Source organism: Winogradskyella endarachnes, from assembly GCF_009741275.1.
Classification (GTDB): domain Bacteria; phylum Bacteroidota; class Bacteroidia; order Flavobacteriales; family Flavobacteriaceae; genus Winogradskyella; species Winogradskyella endarachnes.
Genome location: NZ_WOWS01000001.1, coordinates 903,880 through 929,828 on the forward strand (window position 1 = coordinate 903,880; position 25,949 = coordinate 929,828).

Annotated in this window: 28 protein-coding genes; 19 read left to right on the forward strand and 9 right to left on the reverse strand. The window is 31.7% G+C overall.

Annotated features, from left to right (window positions below; genetic code table 11):
* Positions 1-28 precede the first annotated feature (28 nt).
* From udk to GN138_RS04090, 13 genes are all read left to right on the forward strand, one after another.
* A complete protein-coding gene (udk, locus tag GN138_RS04030; protein ID WP_157362351.1) occupies positions 29-634 on the forward strand; it encodes a uridine kinase in 606 nt (201 codons plus the stop codon).
* Positions 634-960 (forward strand): FtsB family cell division protein, encoded by a 327-nt coding sequence (locus tag GN138_RS04035; RefSeq protein ID WP_157362353.1) that lies wholly within the window; start codon positions 634-636, stop codon positions 958-960. The genes udk and GN138_RS04035 overlap by 1 nt, the downstream gene beginning before the upstream one ends.
* Positions 953-2,332, forward strand: a complete 1,380-nt coding sequence (locus GN138_RS04040) for a methylmalonyl-CoA mutase subunit beta (protein WP_157362355.1) — start codon at positions 953-955, stop codon at positions 2,330-2,332. Before GN138_RS04035 ends, GN138_RS04040 begins: the two co-directional genes overlap by 8 nt.
* A 3-nt stretch (positions 2,333-2,335) precedes the next feature.
* A complete protein-coding gene (locus GN138_RS04045; protein WP_157362358.1) occupies positions 2,336-2,980 on the forward strand; it encodes a hypothetical protein in 645 nt (214 codons plus the stop codon).
* Positions 2,977-5,103, forward strand: a complete 2,127-nt coding sequence (scpA, locus tag GN138_RS04050) for a methylmalonyl-CoA mutase (protein ID WP_157362359.1) — start codon at positions 2,977-2,979, stop codon at positions 5,101-5,103. Before GN138_RS04045 ends, scpA begins: the two co-directional genes overlap by 4 nt.
* On the forward strand, positions 5,096-6,058 hold the full coding sequence (locus tag GN138_RS04055; protein WP_157362361.1) for an alpha/beta hydrolase: 963 nt from the start codon (positions 5,096-5,098) through the stop codon (positions 6,056-6,058). The genes scpA and GN138_RS04055 overlap by 8 nt, the downstream gene beginning before the upstream one ends.
* 86 nt (positions 6,059-6,144) lie before the next feature.
* On the forward strand, positions 6,145-6,912 hold the full coding sequence (locus GN138_RS04060; RefSeq protein WP_157362362.1) for a ParA family protein: 768 nt from the start codon (positions 6,145-6,147) through the stop codon (positions 6,910-6,912).
* Positions 6,912-7,817 (forward strand): ParB/RepB/Spo0J family partition protein, encoded by a 906-nt coding sequence (locus GN138_RS04065; protein ID WP_157362364.1) that lies wholly within the window; start codon positions 6,912-6,914, stop codon positions 7,815-7,817. Before GN138_RS04060 ends, GN138_RS04065 begins: the two co-directional genes overlap by 1 nt.
* A complete protein-coding gene (locus GN138_RS04070) occupies positions 7,804-8,415 on the forward strand; it encodes a DUF5683 domain-containing protein (protein WP_317162698.1) in 612 nt (203 codons plus the stop codon). Before GN138_RS04065 ends, GN138_RS04070 begins: the two co-directional genes overlap by 14 nt.
* A gap of 1 nt (position 8,416) precedes the next feature.
* Entirely contained in the window at positions 8,417-9,118 is a 702-nt protein-coding gene (gene dapB / locus GN138_RS04075) for a 4-hydroxy-tetrahydrodipicolinate reductase (RefSeq protein ID WP_157362366.1), read from the forward strand.
* Between the two features lie 61 nt (positions 9,119-9,179).
* Entirely contained in the window at positions 9,180-10,784 is a 1,605-nt protein-coding gene (gene lepB, locus GN138_RS04080) for a signal peptidase I (protein WP_157362368.1), read from the forward strand.
* A 24-nt stretch (positions 10,785-10,808) separates the two neighbouring features.
* A complete protein-coding gene (locus GN138_RS04085) occupies positions 10,809-11,429 on the forward strand; it encodes a WbqC family protein (RefSeq protein WP_157362370.1) in 621 nt (206 codons plus the stop codon).
* 5 nt (positions 11,430-11,434) lie between these two features.
* Positions 11,435-11,743 (forward strand): DUF6122 family protein, encoded by a 309-nt coding sequence (locus GN138_RS04090; protein ID WP_157362372.1) that lies wholly within the window; start codon positions 11,435-11,437, stop codon positions 11,741-11,743.
* Here the strand turns inward: GN138_RS04090 and GN138_RS04095 are convergent.
* From GN138_RS04095 to GN138_RS04125, 7 genes are all read right to left on the reverse strand, one after another.
* On the reverse strand, positions 11,735-12,757 hold the full coding sequence (locus GN138_RS04095) for an endonuclease/exonuclease/phosphatase family protein (RefSeq protein ID WP_317162699.1): 1,023 nt from the start codon (positions 12,755-12,757) through the stop codon (positions 11,735-11,737). The genes GN138_RS04090 and GN138_RS04095 overlap by 9 nt on opposite strands.
* Before the next feature lie 7 nt (positions 12,758-12,764).
* Positions 12,765-13,637, reverse strand: coding sequence for a rhomboid family protein (locus GN138_RS04100; RefSeq protein WP_157362376.1), 873 nt, complete (start codon positions 13,635-13,637; stop codon positions 12,765-12,767).
* A gap of 2 nt (positions 13,638-13,639) precedes the next feature.
* On the reverse strand, positions 13,640-14,401 hold the full coding sequence (locus GN138_RS04105) for a rhomboid family intramembrane serine protease (protein ID WP_157362378.1): 762 nt from the start codon (positions 14,399-14,401) through the stop codon (positions 13,640-13,642).
* A gap of 3 nt (positions 14,402-14,404) precedes the next feature.
* Positions 14,405-16,273, reverse strand: coding sequence for a DNA mismatch repair endonuclease MutL (mutL, locus tag GN138_RS04110; RefSeq protein ID WP_157362379.1), 1,869 nt, complete (start codon positions 16,271-16,273; stop codon positions 14,405-14,407).
* Positions 16,273-16,551: a riboflavin synthase subunit beta gene (locus GN138_RS04115; protein ID WP_157362381.1), complete on the reverse strand. Its 279-nt coding sequence runs from the start codon at positions 16,549-16,551 to the stop codon at positions 16,273-16,275. The genes mutL and GN138_RS04115 overlap by 1 nt, the downstream gene beginning before the upstream one ends.
* Before the next feature lie 489 nt (positions 16,552-17,040).
* The gene (gene ribH / locus GN138_RS04120; RefSeq protein ID WP_157362383.1) at positions 17,041-17,547 is read right to left on the reverse strand and encodes a 6,7-dimethyl-8-ribityllumazine synthase; all 507 of its coding nucleotides are present in this window, start codon (positions 17,545-17,547) and stop codon (positions 17,041-17,043) included.
* 3 nt (positions 17,548-17,550) lie between these two features.
* A complete protein-coding gene (locus GN138_RS04125; RefSeq protein WP_157362385.1) occupies positions 17,551-18,315 on the reverse strand; it encodes a tetratricopeptide repeat protein in 765 nt (254 codons plus the stop codon).
* A 140-nt stretch (positions 18,316-18,455) separates the two neighbouring features.
* Here GN138_RS04125 and recF point away from each other — a divergent pair, with 140 nt between their 5' ends.
* From recF to GN138_RS04155, 6 genes are all read left to right on the forward strand, one after another.
* Positions 18,456-19,535 carry a DNA replication/repair protein RecF gene (recF, locus tag GN138_RS04130; protein ID WP_157362387.1) on the forward strand — a complete coding sequence of 360 codons (1,080 nt, stop codon included), beginning with the start codon at positions 18,456-18,458 and terminating at the stop codon, positions 19,533-19,535.
* Positions 19,532-20,020, forward strand: coding sequence for a hypothetical protein (locus GN138_RS04135; RefSeq protein WP_231743032.1), 489 nt, complete (start codon positions 19,532-19,534; stop codon positions 20,018-20,020). Before recF ends, GN138_RS04135 begins: the two co-directional genes overlap by 4 nt.
* A gap of 33 nt (positions 20,021-20,053) precedes the next feature.
* Positions 20,054-20,350 (forward strand): DUF721 domain-containing protein, encoded by a 297-nt coding sequence (locus tag GN138_RS04140; protein WP_157362389.1) that lies wholly within the window; start codon positions 20,054-20,056, stop codon positions 20,348-20,350.
* A 208-nt stretch (positions 20,351-20,558) separates the two neighbouring features.
* Complete coding sequence (locus GN138_RS04145; RefSeq protein ID WP_157362391.1) at positions 20,559-22,181, forward strand: glycoside hydrolase family 30 protein; 1,623 nt, start codon at positions 20,559-20,561, stop codon at positions 22,179-22,181.
* Positions 22,182-22,287: 106 nt separating this feature from the next.
* Entirely contained in the window at positions 22,288-23,523 is a 1,236-nt protein-coding gene (locus tag GN138_RS04150; RefSeq protein ID WP_157362393.1) for a DNA cytosine methyltransferase, read from the forward strand.
* Positions 23,516-24,136 (forward strand): hypothetical protein, encoded by a 621-nt coding sequence (locus GN138_RS04155; RefSeq protein WP_157362395.1) that lies wholly within the window; start codon positions 23,516-23,518, stop codon positions 24,134-24,136. Before GN138_RS04150 ends, GN138_RS04155 begins: the two co-directional genes overlap by 8 nt.
* Positions 24,137-24,147: 11 nt before the next feature.
* Here the strand turns inward: GN138_RS04155 and GN138_RS04160 are convergent, their stop codons facing one another.
* Together GN138_RS04160 and GN138_RS04165 are read right to left on the reverse strand one after the other, a co-directional pair.
* A complete protein-coding gene (locus GN138_RS04160) occupies positions 24,148-24,570 on the reverse strand; it encodes a hypothetical protein (RefSeq protein ID WP_157362397.1) in 423 nt (140 codons plus the stop codon).
* Between the two features lie 288 nt (positions 24,571-24,858).
* Entirely contained in the window at positions 24,859-25,794 is a 936-nt protein-coding gene (locus GN138_RS04165; protein ID WP_157362398.1) for a peptidylprolyl isomerase, read from the reverse strand.
* Between the last annotated feature and the right edge of the window lie 155 nt (positions 25,795-25,949).

Below are 25,949 nucleotides of genomic sequence, written 5' to 3' on the forward strand. Positions count from 1 at the left end.
AGCATTCAAAACTAATCAATATTTAAATATGCTAATTATAGGAATTGCAGGTGGAACTGGCTGCGGAAAAACAACAGTAGTCAACACTATTTTAAAAGAATTACCAGAAGGTGAAGTTGGTGTAATATCTCAAGACTCTTACTATAAAGACACTACGCATTTAAGTTTTGAAGAGCGTGTAAAAATTAATTTTGACCATCCTAGATCTATTGATTTTGAATTATTAGAACAACATTTAAAAGAATTAAAAGAAGGTAAATCAGTAGACCAACCTGTCTACTCTTTTGTTAAGCACAATAGAACAGGTGATGTCATTGTCACTAAACCCAGAAAAGTTATGATTGTAGAAGGAATTTTAATTCTTTCGCACTCAGAAATTCGCAATCTTTTTGATATCAAAATCTTTGTACATGCAGATTCAGACGAACGATTAATTCGTCGTTTAAAAAGAGACATTTCAGAGCGAGGACGAGATATCGATGAAGTTTTATTGCGTTACCAAAACACGTTAAAACCTATGCATCAGCAATTTATTGAACCAATGAAGGAGTATGCAGATATTATAATTCCTAACAACAAGTACAACACAGTAGCTGTAGATATCGTTAAAACTATAATTAACGAAAGATTATAATGAGCATTTTAAATTCTAAATATCTAAAACCCTTTAAGAACGTATATATAATTGTTATAGTCGTTTTTGTAGTGTGGATGTTATTTTTTGATGCACATTCTTGGTTATTTCATCACGAATTGAACCAAGACATTGAAGAGTTAGAATACCAAAAAGAACATTATAAAAATGAAATGGCAAAAGATGATAAAGCCATTAAAGAATTAAGTACTGACGAAGGTATTGAACGTACAGCCCGAGAAAATTATTATATGAAAAAGCCAAACGAGGATATTTATATAATTGAATACCAAGACAGTATTGTGAAACAATCAGAAGATGAGTAAATCATTATTTAAAGAATTTGAGGCCGTTTCTTCAAAAGCATGGAAACAAAAAATACAAGTTGACTTAAAAGGAGCAGATTATAACGATGAACTGATCTGGAAAACTAATGAAGACATCAATGTAAAACCCTTTTACCATGCTGACGAGTTTGAAACGCTGGCAGAAGTTTCAAATAGCAAGGCTACCCAATGGAAAATCTCTCAATACATCGTTGTCACCAATGCAGAAAATGCAAATTTAAAAGCCATAGATGCTATAAATAGAGGCGCAGAAAGTATATTCTTTAAAATAACGTCAAGAGACATTAGCGCAGAAATATTATTTCAAAATATAGATCTCTCAAAAACCAACATAAATGTAATATGTAGTTTTCTTTCTGAAGATTATATTAAAAATCTTTTATCAGAAGTAAATTACAAAACCGAACTACCAAAAATCACCATACACACAGATATTATTGGTAACCTTGCAAAGACAGGTAATTGGTACAAAAGCTTAAACGACGACTATAAAATTTTTGAAAACATTATAAATACAACGCAACAACTAAGTGTTGATTTAAGTCTTTACCAAAATGCTGGCGCAACTATTGTTCAACAATTAGCATATGGATTAGCCCATGTTAATGAGTATTTAAACCACTTTGAAGCATCTAAAAACAGTAATCTCAACAACATTACCGTTACATTCAATATCGCTGTTGGTGGTAATTATTTTTTCGAAATCGCAAAAACAAGAGCTTTACGTCAATTATGGTCTACCTTAGCAGCAGCATATAATCTCAAAACAGAGTGTAACATCATCGCAACACCAAGCAAACGTAATAAAACAATTTACGATTATAACGTAAATATGCTACGTACAACAACAGAATGTATGAGTGCTATATTAGGTGGTGCAAACATAATCTGTAACCAACCTTATGATGCAATATTCCATAAATCAAATGAGTTTGGTGATCGCATTGCCAGAAACCAATTGTTAATTCTTAAAAACGAAAGTTATTTTAATAAAGTAAACAATCCTGCAGATGGCGCATACTATATAGAAAGTTTAACGACGCAGTTAGCAGAAAAAGCTTTAGAAATTTTTAAAAATATTGAAGCTAATGGAGGTTTTTTAAGTCAACTTAAAACAGGAACGATTCAAAGAAAAATAAAAGAAAGCGCCTCTAAAGAACAAACTGAATTTGATGCTGAAAAGCTGATACTTTTAGGTACAAACAAGTACCCAAATGCTTTAGATAAAATGAAAGATAATTTAGAAATTAGTCCGTTTTTAAAAATAGAAAAACGCAAAACTCTAATTGAACCTATAATTAAAAAAAGATTATCTGAAAAACTGGAAAACAAAAGATTAAACCAAGAATAATATATGACATTGAAAAAACCTATTGTATTAATTTTTATATTACCTCTGCTGCTTTTAACTTCATGCTATGAGGTTGCAAATGAAATAAAAAATTGGACAGAAATCAATGCCTCAGACCAACTTTTTGGCAAACAACATTATTTAGATAAAGATGGCATAAAAGTCTTTTTACCAGAAAGTTTTAAGCCATACAATGCTGTTGAATACAATCAATTAATTGACTCATTAGTTGTTGATAATAAAAAATTAAAAATTGAACAAAAACGTCTCAAAACCATGCGAGAAATAGAGGGAAATCACTACATTTTTTTCGATAGTACAGCGTATTCCACCTATACAATAAATACAATTCCATATACACCAATTACAAGACAAGATGCAAAATATTTGTTAGGTATAATAAGGCAAAATCAAGATAATTTATCTCAGCTTACAGATTTAAAATACACTAAACTAACAGCCAAACACAACAATAATGGTAATACTCAAGTTTTTAAAGCCATTTACAAAGTTGAAAACGAAGATAATTATCACCAAATATTTCAACATATATACTTTGTGTCTTCAAATAAAAAAACAGCATTCATAAATCTATCTACACCTTTTGATGTGAATTTTGACCCGTTTTTAGAAAAAATGATATTATGAGTAGAAAAAATCTTCAACATTTAACGTTAAAGTCCACCGCTCAAAATTTTGAATTAAATACTCAAGAGGAATTCTTAACGGCTGAAAATATTAAGGTAAAAACTACCTACTCTAAGCAAGACATTAAGGATTTAGAACATTTAAATTTTGTTGCTGGCATTGCACCAAATCTTCGAGGTCCATATTCAACCATGTATGTTCGTAGACCATGGACTATTAGACAATATGCTGGTTTTTCTACCGCAGAAGAAAGCAATGCTTTCTACCGTAGAAATTTAGCTGCTGGCCAAAAAGGATTGTCCGTTGCCTTTGATTTAGCCACTCATAGAGGTTATGATTCTGACCACAAACGCGTAATTGGTGATGTTGGTAAAGCTGGTGTAGCAATCGATTCGGTTGAAGACATGAAAATTCTATTCGACCAAATTCCACTAGATAAAATGTCTGTTTCCATGACCATGAATGGTGCCGTTTTGCCAATTATGGCATTTTATATTGTAGCAGCTGAAGAACAAGGTGTTAAACCAGAACAACTAGCAGGTACCATTCAAAATGACATTTTAAAGGAGTTTATGGTAAGAAATACGTATATCTATCCTCCTACACCTTCAATGAAAATAATTTCAGATATTTTTAAATATACCAGTAAAAACATGCCTAAATTTAACAGTATTAGCATTTCTGGTTACCACATGCAAGAAGCTGGTGCTACTTGCGATATTGAGCTAGCATACACCTTAGCTGATGGATTAGAATATATAAGAAAAGGATTAGCTGCGGGTATGGACATTGACACCTTTGCGCCTCGTCTTTCGTTCTTTTGGGCTATAGGCATGAATCATTTTATGGAAATTGCAAAAATGCGTGCAGCTCGTATGCTTTGGGCAAAATTAGTGAAGCAATTCAACCCAAAAAATCAAAAATCTTTAGCACTGAGAACACATTGCCAAACTTCTGGATGGAGCTTAACAGAACAAGACCCTTTTAATAATGTAGCCAGAACATGCATAGAAGCAACTGCTGCTGCTTTTGGTGGCACACAAAGTTTGCACACTAATGCGTTAGACGAAGCTATAGCATTACCCACAGATTTTTCTGCTCGTATTGCTAGAAATACACAAATTTATCTACAAGAAGAAACACAAATTACCAAAACTGTTGACCCTTGGGCTGGCAGTTATTATGTAGAAAAATTAACCGATGATATTGTAAACCAAGCTTGGAAACTTATTGAAGAGGTTGAAGCATTAGGCGGTATGACTAAAGCTATTGAAGCCGGCATCCCTAAACTACGAATTGAAGAAGCTGCAGCGCGTAAACAAGCACGTATAGATTCTGGCCAAGATATAATTGTTGGAGTTAATAAATACAAATTAGAGGAAGAAGACCCAATCTCTACTTTAGAAGTTGATAACAAAACCGTTCGTCTACAACAAATAGATCGCTTAAACCATATAAAAGCAACTAGAAATACAGACGCAGTAACCAAAGCATTATCTAAATTAACAGCATCTGCAAAGACAAGTGAAGATAATTTATTAGCTTTAGCTGTAGATGCAGCAAGAAAACGTGCAACTTTAGGTGAAATAAGCGATGCTTTAGAAGCCGAATTTGGACGACACAAAGCACAAATTAAATCATTTTCTGGCGTGTATAGTAAAGAAATAAAAGACGATAAATCTTTTGCGAAAGCAAAAGAGCTAGCAGACCAATTTGCAGAACAAGACGGAAGACGTCCTAGAATAATGATTGCAAAAATGGGACAAGATGGCCATGATCGTGGCGCAAAAGTAGTCGCTACTGGTTATGCAGATGTTGGTTTTGATGTAGATATTGGACCTTTATTTCAAACACCACAAGAAGCTGCAAAACAAGCTGTAGAAAATGATGTACACATACTTGGTGTTTCTTCATTAGCTGCAGGCCATAAAACTTTAGTTCCGCAAGTCATTAAAGAACTTAAAAATTACGGACGCGAAGATATTATGGTTATTGTTGGTGGTGTTATTCCAAAGCAAGATTATCAATATCTATTTGATGCTGGAGCAGCAGCAGTATTTGGTCCTGGTACAAAAATTAGTGATGCTGCAATACGGCTATTAGAGATATTGATTGATGCGTAATTCAACTCCAAAACGAAGGTTTAAAATACTAAAAAGAATCATTGTAATTATAGTAATTTTTGGTGTATTAATTACTCATTTCATCATTCCTAGATTAATCACTGAAATTAGAAATCCTGTAGTTAATTTAATAAACCGAAATAAGGTAAAGACTGCCAAAATTACTCTAAATGACAATAAAGACATCAAAAGAAAAGATCTTATTATAACGTCTTTTGACAGTATTAATTTATCTGGTAGATTATCATTTTCTAGTTTAGATTCTACTAAAGGTACTATTATACTTTTGCATGGCATTCGCTCAAACAAAGAAGCCTTTTTAGAGTTAAGTACTTTTTTAGCTCAGAATGGTTTTAATTCTTTTGCCTTAGATTCTAGAGCACATGGAGAAAGTGAAGGTCAGTTTTGCACCTTTGGTGTTAATGAAAAACAAGACGTAAAGAATGTTATAGATTATTTAATTAATAAAGAACAACTTAACAATATTGGTATTTGGGGACAGTCTCTTGGTGGAGCTATTGGATTACAAGCTATGGGATTTGACAAACGTATTAAATTTGGAATTATAGAAAGTACATTTTCAGACTTCAGGTCTATTGTACACGATTATTTTCAGCTTAATGTAGGTTTTAGCTATAAACCATTTTCAAATTACTTAGTAAACAGAGCTGCTGATATTGCAAATTTTAATGTTAACGATGCCAACCCACTTTTATATTGCAAAAAAATTACCCAACCTATTATAGTGGTTCATGGTACAAAAGACGACCGAATTAATATAAACTACGGAAAAGCTAATTTTTTAAACATAAAAAGTAAAAACAAAGAATTTTTAGAAGTTGAAAACGCTAATCATCTCAATGTCTGGAAAACTGGAGGCACAGCGTACTTTGAAAAACTATTACAATTTTTAAATAAAAATTCCGTGAAGCAACTAAAAATTAAAGACAATTAAATCTTTAATTTATTGTTAACAAATTCAATTTTCTAAAGTCGTAAATAATCGTAATTTTATCACTTCATTCCTAAGAACATTATTAAATGGGTAAAATCATTGCAATAGCAAACCAAAAGGGAGGCGTTGGTAAGACCACAACCTCAGTAAATCTTGCAGCTTCATTAGGTGCATTAGAGAAAAAAGTATTACTTATAGATGCAGACCCACAAGCCAACGCAAGTTCTGGTTTAGGTTTAGATGTAGATGCTGTTGATATTGGCTCTTACCAATTAATAGAGCATTCTATTGAGGCAAAAGAAGCTATTGTAGCTTCAAATGCTCCAAACGTAGATGTAATACCTGCACATATAGACCTTGTAGCTATTGAAATAGAATTAGTAGATAAGGAAGAACGTGAGTATATGTTAAAAAAGGCTATTCATGGCTTAAAAGAAGATTATGATTATATTTTAATTGACTGTGCACCATCTTTAGGTTTATTAACTCTAAATGCTCTTACTTCTGCAGATTCTGTAATAATACCTATACAATGCGAGTATTTTGCGCTTGAAGGTTTAGGAAAACTGTTAAATACTATTAAAAGTGTACAAAAAATTCATAACCAAGCGTTAGATATAGAAGGCATGCTTTTAACCATGTTCGATTCACGTTTACGATTATCAAATCAAGTAGTAGAAGAAGTGCAGAAACACTTTAGTGATATGGTTTTTGATACTATTATTCAAAGAAACGTACGTTTAGGTGAGGCACCAAGTTATGGTGAAAGTATTATTAACTATGATGTTAGTAGTAAAGGTGCAGTAAATTATTTAAACTTAGCCAAAGAGCTGATTAAGAAAAATGAATTATAATGGCGAAAGCAACTAAAAAACAAGCATTAGGCAGAGGTCTATCGGCCTTATTAAAAGATCCTGAAAACGATATAAATTCAGCAGAAGATAAAAATGCAGATAAAGTAGTTGGTAATATTGTAGAATTAGATATTAATAGTATTGAAGTAAATCCATTTCAGCCAAGAACTAACTTTAATGAAGAAACACTGAGAGAATTAGCATCTTCTATACGAGAACTTGGTGTAATACAACCTATAACGGTTAGAAAATTAGCATTTAACAATTACCAATTAGTTTCTGGTGAACGTCGTTTTAGAGCCTCAAAATTAATTGGCCTAGAAACCATACCTGCTTATATTAGAATTGCCAATGACCAAGAGTCATTAGAAATGGCTTTGGTAGAAAATATTCAACGTCAAGATTTAGATGCCATAGAAATTGCCTTGTCATACCAACGCTTAATTGATGAGATAAACCTAACGCAAGAAGAAATGAGTGAACGCGTTGGTAAAAAGCGTTCTACAATTGCAAATTACTTACGTTTACTAAAGTTAGACCCAATTATTCAAACGGGTATACGAGACGGTTTTATAAGCATGGGTCATGGTAGAGCAATAGTAAATATTGATGACCAAGTAGACCAACTTGAGATTTATGAAAAAATAATTACCAATAAACTTTCTGTAAGAGCCACGGAACAATTAGTAAAGAATTTAAATACCGAAACGCCTGTTAAGCCAGAAACTTCTGTTTTAGAAATTCCAAAACACATTAAAAAAGGTATTAGAGAATTTTCAGAATACTTTGGACATAAAATAGACGTTAAAGTAGCAAAGAATGGTAGCGGAAAAATCACAATTCCATTCCATTCTGAAGAAGATTTTAATAGAATTAAAAAATTAGTTCAACGTGAAACCAAATAAGAATTTCTTAGCAGTTTTATGGTGTATTATTTCATTACTGTTTACCTATGCTCAAACCGAGATAGAAACAGACAGTACTCGTGTTGCTGTTAATGATAAAGTAATTATTTCTACAGATAGCATTGTTAAAACCGAAATAGACCCTTTAAGACCTGCAAAAGCAGCCTTTTTATCTGCTGTTTTACCTGGTTTAGGTCAGGCCTATAATAAGAGGTATTGGAAAATACCAATAGTTATTGGTGCCATTACAGGAGGTATCTTAGTCTATGACTTTAATACGCGTCAATTAAACAGGTATAGAGATGCTTACAAAAGACGTTTGGCAGGTTTTAAGGACGATGAATTTTATGGTGATGGAGACACACCAAATATTTCTACTGATGCTCTTGTTAGAGCACAAACACAAGCCAGACGAAATAAAGACCTTTCTTTGCTTGTTACATTTGGTTTTTATGCTTTAAACATTTTAGATGCCAATATAGATGCACATTTGCTTCAGTTTAATGTAGATGAAAATCTTAGTTTAAGTCCACATTATCAATATAACGAGCTCGAAAACACTTCAGATTTAGGCCTCACACTTAATTTTAAATTTTAACATGAAAATAGCACTACTCGGTTATGGTAGAATGGGTAAAAGCATTGAAACTATTGCCTTAAATCGCAACCATAGCATTGTATTAAAAGTTTCTGATGCTGACTCGGATTATAATTTTAAAGATGCTGAAGTTGCTATAGATTTTAGTATACCTACAGTTGCCGTTTACAATATAAAAAAAGCGCTAGACGCAGGAGTTCCTGTAATATCCGGAACAACCGGTTGGTTAGAACAATATGATGACGTTGTTTCTTATTGCAAAGAAAAGAATGGTACATTTCTTTATGCCTCTAACTTTAGTCTAGGTGTAAACATATTTTTTGAAATCAATAAAAGACTAAGTGAATTAATGTCTGGTTTCTCTGAATATAAAATTGAAATGGAAGAAATTCATCATACAAAAAAGTTAGATGCTCCAAGCGGAACAGCTATAACTTTAGCCGAAGAAATTATTAAAAATTCTACTTATAAAAATTGGACTTTAGAGCAGCCTAAAGCTAATGAGATTTTTATTGACGCTAAACGTATAGAAGACGTTCCTGGCACTCACGAAGTAACCTATAACTCTGAAATTGATTCTATTAGCATTAAGCATACAGCGCATAGCAGACAAGGTTTTGCGATGGGAGCCGTTATTGCAGCTGAGTGGATTAAAAACAAGAAAGGCGTCTTTACTATGAAAGATGTGTTAAACATTGGTTAATTTGTCAAAATTTTGAGACAAATTGAAATAATTTACAACCTACTAGATTAAATACTACATTATGAGCTGGACACAGTGGTTTATATTTTTACTCGTTATACAAATTATACATGGCTTAGGCACATGGAAATTATACGTTAAAGCTGGCAGACAAGCTTGGGAAGCATTTGTACCAATCTACAATGCCGTTATTTTAATGAAAATAATATCACGTCCATGGTGGTGGATTATTTTAATGTTTTTACCAATAGTAAATCTTATTATGATTCCGGCCGTATGGGTAGAAACTGCAAGAACTTTCGGAAAAGATAGTAAAGTAGATGCCCTTTTATGCATTATAACCTTAGGTTTTTATTTGTATTATCTCAATTATATTGCAGATGTTAATTTTATTGAAAACAGAAAATTATCACCAAAAACAACAGCAGGTGAATGGATAACTTCAATACTCTTTGCTATTGTGGCCGCCACAATTGTGCATACGTACTTCTTTCAACCATTTGTAATTCCATCATCCTCTTTAGAGAAATCATTGTTAGTTGGTGATTTTTTAATTGTAAGTAAATTACATTATGGCCCAAGAGTACCAATGACAACGGTTGCTGCACCAATGGTGCATGATACCATTCCTAAATTAAACACCAAATCTTATTTATTTGACGATAAATTTGAAGAGCGTAACACATCTTGGAAAAATATATTCCAACTTCCTTATTTAAGGTTACCAGGTTTTGAAAGTGTAGAACGTAATGACATTGTGGTTTTTAACCAACCAGCCGATACGTTATTAGATATGAATGACTTTAACCCTGATCGTAACTACTACAAGCCAATTGACAAGAAAACAAATCTTGTAAAACGTTGTGTGGGTATTCCTGGTGATACTTTAGAAATAAGAAATGGTTATGTATTTATTAATGGAAAGCAAAACAAACTCCCACCAAGAGCTCATATTCAATTTTCTTATGAAATTTCATTTAAGCGTCAATTACAACCCGCTAGAATTTTTGATATTTTAAAAAAATATGATATAACAGATGGTTTAGGGTATGGTAATACAGAAGGAACTTACAGAATACCTGCTGCAACAAAAGAAGCTATAGCTAAATTAAAATCACATCCAGAAGTAGCTAATATTTCACCTCTAAAGACAGAGAAAGGTGTAGATGGAAATCTTTTCCCTAGAGACCCTAATTACAAGTGGAATACAGATAATTTTGGACCTATGTGGATACCAAAAGCTGGGGCAACAATACAACTTAGTACTGATAATATTTCTATATACAAACGTGCAATTTCAGAATATGAAGGTCATAAAGTTGTTACAAGAGGAAATCAAATTTTAATTGATGACCAACCTGTAACTTCATATACCTTTAATCAAGATTATTATTGGATGATGGGAGACAATAGACATAATTCTATTGACAGTAGATATTGGGGATTTGTACCATACAACCACATTTTTGGAAAACCTGTATTTATTTGGATGAGTATTGACGGTATTTTAGATGGTTCTAACGATGTGCGTATCCGTTGGGATAGAGTGTTTACTACGGTAAGCGGAAGTGGAGAACGCACCTCTTATATTATTCCTTTTATAATTATTGTTTTAGGCCTTGTATTTTTTAATAAATGGCGTAAGAAAAAAAAAGCCAAGTCGTAATTAGGCTTTTATAAAAAAGTCTAAATGGAAGCCGTTATTCATCCTACATATTTTCCAAATATTGTACATTTTTGGACTATTGTTAATGCAGATTCAGTTTATTTTGAAGTCTGCGATAATTACCAAAAGCAATCTTTTAGAAATAGAACAGAAATCTATGGTGCCAATGGCAAACTTGCATTAACTGTGCCTGTAACCTTTTCTCAGAAAAACAGACAACTTTATAAAGATGTAAAAATTGCTAACGACGCACAATGGCAAGTACAGCATTTAAAATCTTTACAATCTGCTTATAGCATGTCACCTTTTTTTGAATTCTATATAGATGATTTAATGCCAATTTTTGAATTAAAGTTTCATTATATATTGGATTTAAATTTAAAGTGTTTTGAACTAATTTCTGATGCAATTCAACTTAATGTAAATCCAATTAATACATCTACATTTGAAAAAAAGCCTATTGGAATAACGGATTTTAGAGCCATAACTAAACGTAATTTTAAGGTAGATTCAATAAAGCCATATACTCAAGTATTTACTGAAAAACATGGATTTATACCTAACCTTAGTATCTTAGATGTATTATTTAACGAAGGTCCAAATACGGAGTTGTATTTAAAACAGCAACAGCTATCTTTAATTTAGTTTTTATGCTTCAACCAATAGTACATTACGGTATTCATTTTGGTTTACCTCTGCTTGTAGCACTTCTAATTTATAGAAAAATTTGGATTAAAGCATACACCATAATGATCTTAGGTATGCTTATAGATTTAGATCATTTATTAGCAAACCCTATGTTTGACCCAAATCGTTGTAGCATCAATTTTCATCCGCTTCACTCCTACTACGCTATTATTATATATTTAGTATTACTAATTCCAAAACAAACTCGCATATTGGGTCTAGGATTAGTGATCCATATTATTGCAGATATTGTAGACTGTAGTTTAATGTAATTTTAAAGTCGTTTTTATAGGAAAGTGATCCGATAGTTTTACATCGTAAGTTTTAAAACCATTTACAGTAAAATCTTGATCTGCAAGAATAAAATCAATACGCATTGGGAAAAATTTAAAATCGAAGGTTCTTCCAAAACCGTTACCGGCTTCTTCAAACGTATCAACCAAATCATCACCTTTTATTTTTCTGTAGACATAAGAATAGGCTGTATTATTAAAATCTCCTGTTACAATAGTTTTATAATGGCATTTCTCTTTGTGTGCTAAAAAAAGGGCCACTTGGTCTTGTTGCATTTTAAACGTAGCACCAACCTGCTTAAATAAATGTCCGGATGTTTCGTTTTTTAGGTTTTCAACATCTGTATTTATACCAGAAGATTGTAAATGAAACGTATAAATTCTAATGGTATCTTTCTCCTTTACAATATCTGCAAAAATGGCGTTATTAAAGGTATTAGGAAACTCTAAGGAGCCCGAATTTACAATTGGAAATTTTGAAAAAATAGCTTGTCCGCCTTTAATACCTTTAACATACTTAGCATTAAAACTATCATAACCAACAATCTCTACACGTTCGCCTCTTGGGTATTCTTGAAGACATAATATATCTGGATTTTCGTCTGCTAATATTTTTACTATATGCTCCTTATCTATTGGTTCTGGCAACCAATTAAATTTGTTAAACATTCTAACATTAAAGGACATTACAGAGAAATTGGCATCATCTTCAACCTTTGAAGCTCCAGAAAACTTATACATTGAACTAATATAATTGTAACCTAGTAGTAATACAACAAGCGATAAAATCATTTGCTTTTTTACACGGAGCAACCAAAATATAAAAAATAACAAATTAGATAAAATAAGTAAAGGTACACCTAAACTTAACACAGACAATGTTGCAAAACTTTTAGGTGGAATATAAGGTAAAATGTAAGATATAAGCAGTAGAAATGCCACCAATGAATTGATTACAAATACAATTTTACTACCAAATCTCAACCCTTTCACGTCCTTATTATTTACCAGCTTTAAATAAGAATTCTTTTTCTTCTGCAGTTAAACTCTCGTAACCACTTTTACTAATTTTATCTAGAATTAAATCTATTTTCTTTTGGTTATTATACTGGTTAAACTCGTCTTTGGTTTTACCAACATACTCTTTTTTCTTGTTGGTTTTACGATGTACTGTTTTTAACTGAGATTTAGATTTAAAAATACTCATAAAACTGTCCATAGTACGCTCAAAACCAATGCCTATATCAGTACCTTTTAATAATTTAGTAGCATAGATGTAACCTAAAAGATAACCGCCAAAATGCGCAACATATCCTCCTTGATTTACGCCTGTTAACAGTCTAAATAAATCTATACCTACAATAACCAATGCAATATGCTTCCATTTTACATTAAAAGCATTAAACAACCGTATTTCTGTATTTGGAATATAAACCGCTACAAATAATAAAAGTGCACTTACACCTGCGGATGCACCAACAAGAACATCATTTTGCCCAATAAATTTAATTGGCAACAGATTTGCCGTTGCTAAGTATGCTAAACCACCACAAATAATCCCTAAGAAATAAATATTAAGAATCATTTTAGTACGAAACAAATTCATTGTTACTCTAGATAAATAATACAAGAATAACATATTAAACACCAAATGAAATATCCCACTATGTAAAAATCCGTAAGTGATTAAAGACCATGGTTGAAACAAATAATTCATTATACCAGCTGGCAGTTCAAAAAAGGTGAATAAATTGAGGCGCAACAATGATTTTAAAACCAATCCAACTAAAAACACCAAGATATTAATGGCTATAATTTTACCAAAAACATCTAAATTTTTATACTTAAATTTTAAATTATCTATTGTACTCATAATTAATTCCAACGGTATTTATCCTTCTCATTTTTTTTCCAGAAATACATTAAAAGAAAACCAGTTAAAGCACCTCCAACGTGAGCCATATAAGCCGTATTACTAGGACTAAAAAATGATTGACCAGTTAAACCAGAAATTAAATCTAACACTATAATACCAGGTATAAAATACTTAGCTTTAATAGGAATTGGCAAAAAAATAAGCATTAATTTATTATCTGGATACAACATCCCGAAAGCCACTAAAATACCCATAATTGCACCTGAAGCACCAACCATTGGTGAAATATAAGAACCGGCAAAACGTTCTGTATTTTCTATATCACCTAAAACATTAGCCCAATTTTGGCTATATTGATTTGTTGACAACAACTCTATTATATTCGTCTCAGAAAAACCAGCATTTACCAACTCGGCTAATCCGGTATTATAAAAATAATATGAAAATGCTATCTGAAGTGTTGCTGCCCCAAACCCTGACAATAAATAAAACATTATAAATTTTTTCCAACCAAAAATGCGCTCTACAGCTGTACCAAACATCCATAGAGCAAACATGTTAAAAAAGATATGCATAATATCTCCATGCATAAACATATGTGTTAATACTTGCCATGGTTGAAACCTTGCATTCTCCGGAAAATACAAAGCAAACCAAGTTGTAAATGGCTCATTATTGTTACCAACAGAAACCATTCCTATAAAAACTAAAACATTAATTATTAGTAAATTTTTTACTGCATCTGTCAATTGTCTTCCCATACTCTACATAAATTTTTTCTCAATATCATCAACTGCCATGGTAATAAACGTAGGTCTATTAGTTGGTGATACATTAGGTTCCTTACAGGCAAATAAGCTATTTACTATATGTTCTTGCTCTGTACTATTTAAAGATTGCCCATTTTTTATGGCTAAACTTTTAGCCATAGATTTTGCTAATAAATCTGCTGCACTAAAATTAGTATCTGGCACATCATTTTCTACATCGCTTATTAACTGCTCTAAAATAATAGACACCTCACTTTCTGGTACACCAACTGGTACACCTGTAATTGTAATTTCTTTTGTGCTTAATTCTGAAAACACAAAACCTGTATGTTCTAAATTGGTTTTTAAATCCTGAATTATTTTTGTCTCACTAGGTGTATAATGTAACTGTAACGGAAATAATAACTGCTGACTCGTAGCTTCTTGTATTGTTATATGTTTTAGAAAACTTTCGTACAAAATGCGCTGATGTGCTCTGTTTTGATCTATAACTAACATACCAGATTTAATGGTACTTACAATATATTTCTGTTGTAACTGAAAGGTTGTTTTTGCGGTTTCTATTGTTGAATCGTTAAATATAGATTCGTTTTTAGTTGCACTTTCAAACGTTACTTCACTAAAATCAGATGGCGAATTATTACTTTTAGATTCTAAACCAACGTACAAACTTTCCCAAGCTGGTGTTGGTTTAGATTTATATTCGTTATTATAATTTGAAGTTTTAGGACTACTATTTTTAGAAGAAGAATCATCTGCAAATGGGTTAAAACTGCGATCTACCTCAATAGCTGGTGCTGCTGCAGTTTTATCTTTATAATTATATGGTGTATTAAAACTACTTTGCTGTTCAAAATCTAAAATTGGAGCGATATTAAATTGCCCTAAACTATGCTTCACCGCTGCACGTAAAATAGCATAAAGCGTATGCTCATCATCAAATTTTATTTCGGTTTTTGTAGGATGAATATTAATATCTATAGACTTTGGATCTACCATAAGATTTAAAAAATAACTGGGATGATAACCATCTTTTAGCAAACCTTCAAAAGCAGATTTTATAGCATGATTTAAATATGGGCTTTTTATAAATCTCTGATTAACAAAAAAATATTGCTCTGACTTTGTCTTTTTAGAAAATTCGGGTTTACCAACAAAACCTGATATTTTTAATACTTCTGTTTCTTCTTCAACAGGTACTAATTTTTCATTGGTTTTTGTTCCAAATATATGCACCACACGTTGTCTGTAATTCTCTTGTGGCACATTAAATAATTCACTTCCGTTATGATAAAATGCAAATGCTATATTTGGATGCGCTAGAGCCACACGATGAAACTCATCAGTAATATGTCTTAATTCTACCGTATCTGACTTTAAAAAATTACGTCTTGCAGGAATATTAAAAAATAAATGTTTCACCGACACCGAAGTACCAGTAGGAGTTACAGAAACTTCTTGAGATTTTACATCGCTTCCTTCTATAACTATTACCGTTCCTAAATCATCAGCAACTTGTTTAGTTTTTAATTCAACATGCGCAATAGCAGCAATACTTGCTAAAGCTTCACCTCTGAACCCTTTTGTATTAAGTTGAAATAAATCTTCTGCAGCTCTAATTTTTGATGTGGCATGACGCTCAAAACTTAAGCGAGCGTCTGTAACACTCATTCCTTTACCATTATCAATAACTTGTACTAGCGTTTTACCAGCATCTTTAATAATTAATTTTATCTCAGTAGCATTGGCATCAATGGCATTTTCCAAGAGTTCCTTTACTACGGAAGCAGGACGTTGAACGACCTCACCTGCTGCAATTTGGTTAGCAACATGATCTGGTAAAAGTTGAATAATATCTGACATTAGCTATTTGGGAGAAAAATAGAGAGATCAAAACCTATTAAAAACAAAAACAAAAAAACTAAAATGCCAACAATAATAAGAACACGTCTATTAACGCTTTTATCATTGTTATGTTTATAATCATTTACAGCAGCATTAAATTTACCTTTTAATCCTTTTGCAGGATCTATGGTAGTTCTATAATCATCAAATTTATGTTTAAGCTCAAAACCATCTCCTTTATAATAACGAGGTTGATAATTATATTTTTTATTTTTTTTTAATTTCATTAATCCCATAGTATCCCTATTTTATATATCCTTCTAGAATATAAAGTAAAACAAAAAGTGAAACTAACATTACGATTAAAAGCGGTAATGAGGTAAAAACATTTCCACGTTTCTTATCATTTCCTTTTAGCTCATTCCATTGAGTTTCGAAGTCGGCTTTCGACTTTTTTTCTTCGGAATCCTGAAGTCTTGATTTATAATTAAAGCGCTTATTTTTTCTTTGTTGAAACAAATGATTTGTAAATTACAATAGATTAATCTCAAAAGTACTGAAAATACAAGGAATTAACCCTTAAGGATTCCTTAAAATTATTAACAAAAAGAATGCCAGAGTTAGTAGTTAGTAATTGGTAGTTGGTAGTTGGTAAAAATAAATTTTATTGGAAACATAAACTTTACTTAATTCTTTTTATTGAAAAACCTAGACCAAGAACTGAAGACTGAAGACTGAAGACTGAAGACTGAAGACTGAAGACTGAAGACTATAAAATAAAAAAACTACAACGACTGCTTGCGCAACTCTGCCATTTTAATTGCAGCTATAGCAGCTTCTGTACCTTTGTTACCATGCTTTCCGCCAGAACGGTCAATGGATTGTTGCATATTATTATCGGTAAGCACACAGAATATAACCGGAATATCACCTTTAAGATTTAAGTCTTTTATACCTTGAGTAACGCCTTCACATACAAAATCGAAATGTTTTGTTTCCCCTTGTATTACACAACCTATTACAATAATAGCATCTAGCATACCAGAGTCTGCATATATACTTTTACTCATGCGTGCGGCACCGTAAGTTAACTCAAACGTTCCCGGAACATTCCACCGTACAATGTTTTCTTTAACAGCACCACAATCTATAAGTGCATCAAAAGCACCTTGCCAAAGACCTTCGGTAATTTTATCATTCCATTCTGAAACAACAATCCCAAACCGAAAATCTTTCGCGTTTGGGATTGTAGCTTTATCGTAATTTGATAAATTATGATTTGCAGTTGCCATATATTATAAGCTTGCTTCTACTTTACCAATTAACACCTCTGCCTCCTTAGACTCTTTAGAATCTGAGAATTCTGTATTAATTCTAGTTAAATAATCTAATGCTTTACTATTTTCACCTAAATCAATAGCAACTTTAGCCGCTTTTAATAAATATAAAGGTGTTGTAAAGTCATTAACATTAGCCTTAAATGCTTTTTCGTAATACTCTAATGCTTTATCTGATTGATTTAATTGAACAAAAGCATCTCCAATTCCGCCTTTTGCAATTGGACCTAACATTATGTCTTCACTAGAAAAATCATCTAAATGTTCTACAGCTTTTTGGTAATCTTTTAAATTTAAATATGCCATACCAGCATAATAGTTTGCTAAATTAGCAGCTGGTGTTCCGCTATAGTTGTCAATAATATCTAGCATACCATATTTACCTTCACCTCCTTCTAGAGACATTCTATATAATGAATCTGATGACATACCATTAACTGCATCGTTAAAATATTTCTTTGCAGTATACATCTCGTTCATTGCATCTTTCTCATTAGGTTCAGCTACAAATTTATTGTAAGCTAAAAATGCTAAAACCAATAAAGCAATTGCACCTACGGTACCTATTATATACTTCTGGTTTCTTACAGCCCATTCCTCAGCTTTTGAAGCTCCTTCATCTAAAGTATTAAATACTTCTGCTGTTGTTGATTCTTCTTCAACAATTACTTCCTTCTCCTTTACTGTTTTTGGTTTGTAGCCTCTTTTATTATACGTTGCCATAAATTGTCATTTTGTGCGTGCGCAAAAATAAAATTTTTATTGGGATTTAAAAGCCTATTTATTTGTTATTTTTGAATTATTAATAACAAGCTTAAAAAGCTTTTCTACATCAGTAAAATCAAGGAATCTGTTTACTTTTCATGAATCTAAACACACTATCTTTAGTTAATTATAAAAATTTTGAAAGTCAGGTTTTCGATTTCGACACCAAAATCAATTGTTTTGTTGGTGCAAATGGTATCGGAAAAACCAATGCTTTAGATGCGATTTATCATTTGGCTTTCGGAAAAAGTTATTTTAATCCTATTGCTGTTCAGAATATAAATCACAATGCAGATTTTTTTGTAGTTGATGGAAAATTCACAAAAAATGAACGCGACGAAAAAATAATTGTATCCTTAAAACGAGGACAAAAAAAGGTAATTAAAAAAAATGGTAAGGCTTATGAGAAATTTAGTGAGCATATTGGTTTTATTCCTTTAGTTATAATTTCTCCTGCAGATCGCGACTTAATAATTGAAGGTAGTGATACCAGACGAAAATTTATAGACAGCGTAATTTCTCAGAGTGACAAAAGTTATTTAACAGAACTTATTAACTATAATAAAGTATTATCTCAACGAAATGCACTATTAAAGTTTTTTGCATTAAACAATACTTTTAACGCAGATACTTTAGCTATTTACAACGAACAGCTACATACTTATGGTAGTGAAATTTTCAAAAAGCGCGACGCTTTTTTACAAACTTTCATTCCTATATTTAAATCTAGATATGAAGCCATTGCACAAAGCGAAGAAGCCATTAACCTAACTTATAAAAGTGATTTATTTAATACTAAATTAATTGATTTACTCGCTAAAAACATCAATAAAGACAAGGCGCTGCAATATACAAGTGTGGGTGCGCATAAGGACGATTTGGTTTTTACAATTGACGAATTTCCTATTAAGAAATTTGGAAGTCAAGGCCAACAAAAATCATTTTTAATAGCTTTAAAATTGGCACAATTCGATTTTATAAAACAACAAAGTGGCGTCTCTCCTATTCTATTATTAGATGATATTTTTGATAAGTTAGATGAAAACAGAGTATCACAAATTATAAGCTTGGTTGATAATGAACATTTTGGGCAAATTTTTATTAGTGATACACATGCTGAACGTACAGAAGATGTCATAAAACAAACGCATCAATCTTATAAAATTTTTAAATTATGAAACAGTTTCCTAATTTATTGAAATGGAGTTTTATAGGGCAAAATGGAATCAATTTCAAATTAATAACATATTTATTCGTTGTTATTGCTGCAAGCATTTTTAGTTGCTCTAAAAACCCTAAACCTTTTATTAAGCATATAGAAGGCTACTGGGAAATACAAGAAGTTACTATGGCAGATGGCAGCAAAAAAGAATATAAATTCAATGAAACTATAGATTATATAGGTATAAAAGACAGTTTAAAAGGCTTTAGAAAAAAACTTAAACCAGGTATTAACGATACGTATTACACCTCTGGTGATGCAGAAGACATTCAGTTAAAAATTGAAGATAACATACTATATATTTATTACACAACACCATATACTAACTGGAAAGAAACTGTTTTAAACGCTAACGAAGAACAACTCAAAATAATAACCGAAGACCAAAATATATATTTATACAAAAGATATACGCCTATAAAATTAAATTTAGAAGAGTAAATTTGTAAAATGAGTTATTGAAAATTCAATATTATGGCAAAACGGAATAACGACAATCAATCTATAGAAGATATCTTAAAGCAGTTTGTAGAAAAAAACAATTTACAATCTGGCTTAGACAAAGTAGATGTGCGTGAAGCTTGGACAAACCTAATGGGAAACGGTGTAAATAACTATACAACTGCTATAGAGTTAAAGCACAATACTTTATACGTGCAACTCAGTTCTAGTGTTTTGCGAGAAGAATTAAGTTACGGAACGGATAAAATTATTAAAATGTTAAATGAATCCTTACGTAAAGAAGTGGTTAAAAAATTAGTTTTACGATAAAATTACATCAAAAATTAACATTTTTAAAACCTAATAACCACGCCTAAATACACAGAGATTATCAGTTTTTAAGTTGAAATTACACACCTCTTTTTAAGAAGAAATTCAACCTTTTAAAATTTATATTATTCTTTCTTAAATATTGAATAAAGCCTATATTTATTGCGAATAATTTACAGTTAAAATAAACCAATATCCTAAATAAACTATGAATATCTCTAACAGTAAACAAACTAAAAATCTCTGCAATTCTGGCATAAATTATGTAATAATAGTATTAATCGCTTTGATTATAGTAAGTTGTACAGAAAAAAGTAAATACGACGACTACATGTCTGAAGTTTATCAAACATCATATGCAGGTGATAACTTAAAAAAAATATCACCTGAAGAATTTCAAACGGAATCCAAAGACATAAAAGAAGTAACAATAACGGTATATCCAGATAAAGAATTTCAAAAATATTACGGTTTTGGTGCATCATTCACAGAGTCTTCTGCTTGGAATCTCGCTACAATTCCTGTAGAATCTCGTAAAAATGTTTTAACCAAACTTTTTAGTCCTACCGAAGGAGCTGGCTTTACCTTAACAAGAACACATATTAATAGTAGTGATTACTCTAACACCCATTATACTTATGTAGAAAAAGGTGACGAAGACCTTACTACTTTTAGTATTAACGAAGATTTAAAAGGATTTTCTGGTGAGGAAAATGACCAAGTAAGAGGTGTTGAGCTAGTAGAACCTAGCTATGACCTTATTCCTATGATTTTAGAGGCATCAAATATTCCTGGTGCAGATTTTAAAATAATCGCGTCACCTTGGAGTCCGCCTTCTTGGATGAAAACAGGTGAAACCGCAACCATGACTAATGGAACTTTACAACCAAAATATTATGGACTTTGGGCAGAATACATTTCAAAATATGTAAGCGCGTATAAAGCACAAGGTATTAATTTATGGGGAATTACACCACAGAATGAACCTCTACACGCACATGATGCACAATGGGACAGTAACGGTTTTACACCAGAACAAGGAAGAGATTTTTTAAGAGATCATCTTGGCCCTCAACTTGTAAAAGATGGCCATCTTAATTTAGACGATTTAGAGTCTGGTTTACGTGTACTTATTTACGATCATAATAAATCTACCATGAATGATTACGTAGACGCAACATATAACGACCCAGAAGCTTCTAAATATGCTTGGGGAACTGCATTTCATTGGTACACAAATTCTGAATTAAAACAAAATAACTGGTACGCAAATGAATTAGCAGAGTTACAAAAAAAATGGCCAAACAAAGGAATGATTCATTCAGAATCTAGCATAGATATTGATGCTAACGATCCTATTGGTCAATACTGGAGAGCAAGTACAGATTATGCTGGTACATTTGTTCCGTTTGAAACCTATGCTACAGATATAATTACAGATTTAAACCATGGCACGCAAGGTTATGTAGAATGGTGCAGTATTTTAAGCCATAAAGGTCAACCAAATCCATACAATAATTACAATAGTGCACCAGTACTTATTAATCCAACAACTGACCAAGTTATATACACACCTCTATATTATTTACTCAGTCATTTTAGTAAATTTATTAGACCAGATGCCCACAGAATTGAATTAAAAAGTTTAAATTCTGAAGGTCTTATTTACACTGCTGCGAAAAACACAGATGATTCTATCTCCATTATTATTTACAATAAAAATGAAGAAGTTTTTAACGTATCACTAAATCTAGATAATAAAACATTTACAACAACAATTGCACCTAGAGCTGTGCAAACGGTTGTTATAAGAAATAATAGCACTAAATAGATACAATTCTTTTTTTTAGAACTAGATAATTCACATTAGATTTTAGATAAAAAAATTAAAATTACCTTTATCCTTAATTAGAATAAAACGACTTCTTAACTAATACATGGAAACAAATAAATTAAAAGTTGCTGAATTATTTGCAGGAGTTGGTGGTTTTAGACTAGGACTCGAAAAAAGTAATTATGAAATTGTATGGAGTAACCAATGGGAACCTTCTACTAAATTACAACATGCTTCTAAAGTTTACGAAGCTCGTTTTGGTAAAGAAAATCACTCAAATGAAGACATCAACCTAGTAGTTACTAGAAACGTTGAAGACATACCAGACCACGATTTATTAGTAGGCGGTTTTCCTTGTCAGGATTATTCTGTTGCCACAACATTACATAATTCTAAAGGTTTAAAAGGTAAAAAAGGTGTGTTGTGGTGGTCTATTCATAATATTTTAGAAAATAAAACACACAAACCAAAATATCTGTTTTTAGAAAATGTGGATCGATTATTAAAATCTCCTGCCAAACAAAGAGGACGTGATTTTGCCGTTATGCTTCAAAGTTTAAATGACTTAGATTATGCTGTAGAATGGCGTGTTATAAATGCGGCAGAATATGGAATGCCACAACGCAGACGACGTGTATTTTTTATTGGTTATCACAAATCTACTTCAACTTATAAAAGACTTTTAGAATCAAGTAAAGTAGAATGGCTCACGGAATCTGGCACAATTGCAGAGGCGTTCCCTGTTAACAAAACCAACGTCATTGAAGAGATTGCTTTAAAAGGTAACTTGGTAGAGATCACCAATAACTTTAATAAAAATGGTAAACTATCTCCTTTTTTAAACACTGGTTTACTTATTAACGGTAAAGTTTTCACAACTAAAACAACTCCAAATTACGATGGTGAGACAACTGTTTTGGCGGATATTTTGCAAAAAGAAAACGTACCACCTGAGTTTTTTATAGCAGATAAAGACAAAGAAAAATGGGAATATTTAAAAGGTGCAAAAACTATTGAACGCAAATCTGCAGATGGTTTTATTTACAAATATTCTGAAGGTGGCATGATTTATCCTGATGCTTTAGATAACGCTTCTAGAACCATTATTACAGGCGAAGGTGGTAAATCTCCATCACGTTTTAAACATGTAATCCAAACCCATAAAGGTTTAAGACGATTAACACCTATTGAGTTAGAACGACTTAATATGTTTCCGGATAATCACACAAAACTAGAAGGCATTACAGATGCCAAACGTGCCTTTTTTATGGGAAATGCGCTAGTTGTCGGTGTTGTTGAAAAAATAGGAAAAGCACTATATAATCAAATCAATGTCTAATTTTAAATCTGATTTAGCACAAGAAGACTTATTATCTAAATATTTAGATAACATCTATGCTAATAAAAAGATTGAATTTAGAAGAATAAAAAAAATAGACCAACAACTGCTAGGTATAGATGTAATAATGACCGTTAATAATCAATCTTATTATATCGATGAAAAAGCGCAATTGCATTACTTAAATATAGATATACCAACCTTTACCTTTGAACTGTCTTATTTAAAAAATAATAATTCTAAAAACGGTTGGTTATTAGACGATAGCAAACTAACACAATACTACTTTTTAATAACAGGCATTATTTTAAATAACAAAAAGCAAAAACTAACCTCAATTAATGACATTAAATCATTAAAAATAACAACCGTCAACAGAAAAAAATTATTAACACATCTCGCCTCAAATAATTTGGATAGAGCGAAGCTCTTATATTATGATTTTGATTGCAGAACAAACGCAACATACGGTAAAAACTGTATTGCAGAATTAAACCCTAGAAAAGAAGGCCTAATTTACTATACAGAACACCTTAATGAGAAACCAATAAATCTTCAATTAAGACTAAGCTATTTAATAGATATTGGTGTAGCAAAACGTTTTAATTACTAATAATCTTCAGCTTAAGCCTCTACAATATCAAAACTTTTTGCCCATTGAATGGCAGAATTAAGAGAATTAAATCGTCTAATTTTCTTTTTAAAGAATAAGTTTTCTACTACTGTGTTTACAAAACTCATTTTATGATAACCAATAACACCATAGCCTTTTAAATGAAAACTATTTTTAAAAAATTTAAGCCAATCTGTTGGCACTAGAGAATACGAATAAATTCTATTAGATATATATACAATATCGCTTCCATCGCATTTAGTAAAATCAGTGACATCTTTTACAATAATCTGAGCATGACTTTCCCAAGAAAAACTCACGCCTTCATTAATCTCTGAGACTACGTATCCTTTAAAAATAAAAACACTTCCAAACTTATAATTTAATACTTTTAAAACGTCATTGTAAAAATCGGTATGTTTTATGCTAATCATTTTATGCTTTACATTCAATATAAATGGAAATTAGAGTTTTATTTTAAAAACTACAAAAACCTTGACTATTTTTTTTAAAACATTACTAATCAACTGATTTTTAGCACTTTTTATCTTATAAGTTAATATTCCGTCTTTTCTAAAATTGATTAAAAACCTAATAATTAGAAAGTAACTTAAATCTCTTTTACAGCTTAACACAAAATGTACAAAATTGATTAGTTCGCAAAAAAAAGTCTCACTGTTCTGTGAGACCCTTTATCTATTTTGCATGGTATAAACAAAAGTTTACCCTTTTACGTCCATTAATTCAACATCAAAAACTAACGTTGCGTTTGGAGGAATTACACCACCTGCTCCAGCAGCTCCATAGGCTAAATCACTTGGTATAACTAAACGCGCTTTATCACCAACGTTTAATAAACAAATACCTTCATCCCAACCAGGTATAACTTGCCCAACACCTACTTGGAAATCTAACGGTGAATTTCTCTTATATGAAGAATCAAAAACAGTTCCGTCTGCCAATTGGCCTTTGTAGTGCACTGAAACCGTATTACCTTTCTCAGCTTTTTTACCATCTCCTTTTTGTATTATTTTATAACGTAACCCAGATTCAGTTACATCAAAACCAGCAGCCAATTTATCTAACTCAGCTTTTGCAGCTTCGCGTTCTGCAGCCAAACGTTTTTCTCTAGCTCCTTCAAAAGTTCTAAAAGCCTCAATAGCATTAAACGCTTCTGCAGCTTCTCCTTGTCTTACTATTTCAATACTGTCAATAGTATCACCTTGTACAATAGCATCTACGATATCTTGTCCTTCAACTACATTTCCAAAAACAGTGTGCTTTCCGTCTAACCAATCGGTTGCAACATGTGTAATATAAAATTGACTTCCGTTTGTACCAGGACCAGAATTTGCCATAGCTAATACACCAGGACCAGAATGTCTTAAATCTGGATGAAACTCATCATCAAATTTATAACCAGGATTACCAGTACCAGTTCCTTGAGGACAACCACCTTGAATCATAAAATCTGGAATTACTCTATGGAATTTTAATCCATTATAATAAGGTGTTCCTTGTGGTTTAGCCGAATTTTCTAAATTCCCTTCTGCTAATGCCACAAAATTACCAACTGTTCCTGGAGTTTTTTCAAACTCTAAATTTACTAAAATTGCACCTTTTGTGGTGTTAAATTTTGCGTATAATCCGTCTTGCATTGTATTAAATTTTATTTAGGAGTGCAAAGATAGGCAATGATTTACGATTTACGAATTAACTGTTAATTTTTGCGAATATGATAATATTGACTAAAGACTGAAGACTGAAGACCTAAGACAAAAGACTGAAGACTAAGGACTGAGGACTGAGGACT

What these genes read in the sequence shown, in the direction of transcription:
- GN138_RS04045 (WP_157362358.1), top strand. Translation starts at nt 2,336, where the DNA reads ATGACATTGAAAAAACCTATTGTATTAATTTTTATATTACCTCTGCTG.
- GN138_RS04145 (WP_157362391.1), top strand. Translation starts at nt 20,559, where the DNA reads ATGAATATCTCTAACAGTAAACAAACTAAAAATCTCTGCAATTCTGGC.
- GN138_RS04040 (WP_157362355.1), top strand. Translation starts at nt 953, where the DNA reads ATGAGTAAATCATTATTTAAAGAATTTGAGGCCGTTTCTTCAAAAGCA.
- GN138_RS04085 (WP_157362370.1), top strand. Translation starts at nt 10,809, where the DNA reads ATGGAAGCCGTTATTCATCCTACATATTTTCCAAATATTGTACATTTT.
- GN138_RS04065 (WP_157362364.1), top strand. Translation starts at nt 6,912, where the DNA reads ATGGCGAAAGCAACTAAAAAACAAGCATTAGGCAGAGGTCTATCGGCC.
- GN138_RS04105 (WP_157362378.1), bottom strand. Translation starts at nt 14,401, where the DNA reads ATGGGAAGACAATTGACAGATGCAGTAAAAAATTTACTAATAATTAAT.
- GN138_RS04060 (WP_157362362.1), top strand. Translation starts at nt 6,145, where the DNA reads ATGGGTAAAATCATTGCAATAGCAAACCAAAAGGGAGGCGTTGGTAAG.
- dapB (WP_157362366.1), top strand. Translation starts at nt 8,417, where the DNA reads ATGAAAATAGCACTACTCGGTTATGGTAGAATGGGTAAAAGCATTGAA.
- scpA (WP_157362359.1), top strand. Translation starts at nt 2,977, where the DNA reads ATGAGTAGAAAAAATCTTCAACATTTAACGTTAAAGTCCACCGCTCAA.
- GN138_RS04140 (WP_157362389.1), top strand. Translation starts at nt 20,054, where the DNA reads ATGGCAAAACGGAATAACGACAATCAATCTATAGAAGATATCTTAAAG.
- GN138_RS04160 (WP_157362397.1), bottom strand. Translation starts at nt 24,570, where the DNA reads ATGATTAGCATAAAACATACCGATTTTTACAATGACGTTTTAAAAGTA.
- GN138_RS04155 (WP_157362395.1), top strand. Translation starts at nt 23,516, where the DNA reads ATGTCTAATTTTAAATCTGATTTAGCACAAGAAGACTTATTATCTAAA.
- GN138_RS04150 (WP_157362393.1), top strand. Translation starts at nt 22,288, where the DNA reads ATGGAAACAAATAAATTAAAAGTTGCTGAATTATTTGCAGGAGTTGGT.
- GN138_RS04135 (WP_231743032.1), top strand. Translation starts at nt 19,532, where the DNA reads ATGAAACAGTTTCCTAATTTATTGAAATGGAGTTTTATAGGGCAAAAT.
- GN138_RS04165 (WP_157362398.1), bottom strand. Translation starts at nt 25,794, where the DNA reads ATGCAAGACGGATTATACGCAAAATTTAACACCACAAAAGGTGCAATT.
- GN138_RS04115 (WP_157362381.1), bottom strand. Translation starts at nt 16,551, where the DNA reads ATGGGATTAATGAAATTAAAAAAAAATAAAAAATATAATTATCAACCT.
- GN138_RS04055 (WP_157362361.1), top strand. Translation starts at nt 5,096, where the DNA reads ATGCGTAATTCAACTCCAAAACGAAGGTTTAAAATACTAAAAAGAATC.
- ribH (WP_157362383.1), bottom strand. Translation starts at nt 17,547, where the DNA reads ATGGCAACTGCAAATCATAATTTATCAAATTACGATAAAGCTACAATC.
- udk (WP_157362351.1), top strand. Translation starts at nt 29, where the DNA reads ATGCTAATTATAGGAATTGCAGGTGGAACTGGCTGCGGAAAAACAACA.
- GN138_RS04125 (WP_157362385.1), bottom strand. Translation starts at nt 18,315, where the DNA reads ATGGCAACGTATAATAAAAGAGGCTACAAACCAAAAACAGTAAAGGAG.
- lepB (WP_157362368.1), top strand. Translation starts at nt 9,180, where the DNA reads ATGAGCTGGACACAGTGGTTTATATTTTTACTCGTTATACAAATTATA.
- GN138_RS04100 (WP_157362376.1), bottom strand. Translation starts at nt 13,637, where the DNA reads ATGAGTACAATAGATAATTTAAAATTTAAGTATAAAAATTTAGATGTT.
- GN138_RS04035 (WP_157362353.1), top strand. Translation starts at nt 634, where the DNA reads ATGAGCATTTTAAATTCTAAATATCTAAAACCCTTTAAGAACGTATAT.
- recF (WP_157362387.1), top strand. Translation starts at nt 18,456, where the DNA reads ATGAATCTAAACACACTATCTTTAGTTAATTATAAAAATTTTGAAAGT.
- mutL (WP_157362379.1), bottom strand. Translation starts at nt 16,273, where the DNA reads ATGTCAGATATTATTCAACTTTTACCAGATCATGTTGCTAACCAAATT.
- GN138_RS04090 (WP_157362372.1), top strand. Translation starts at nt 11,435, where the DNA reads ATGCTTCAACCAATAGTACATTACGGTATTCATTTTGGTTTACCTCTG.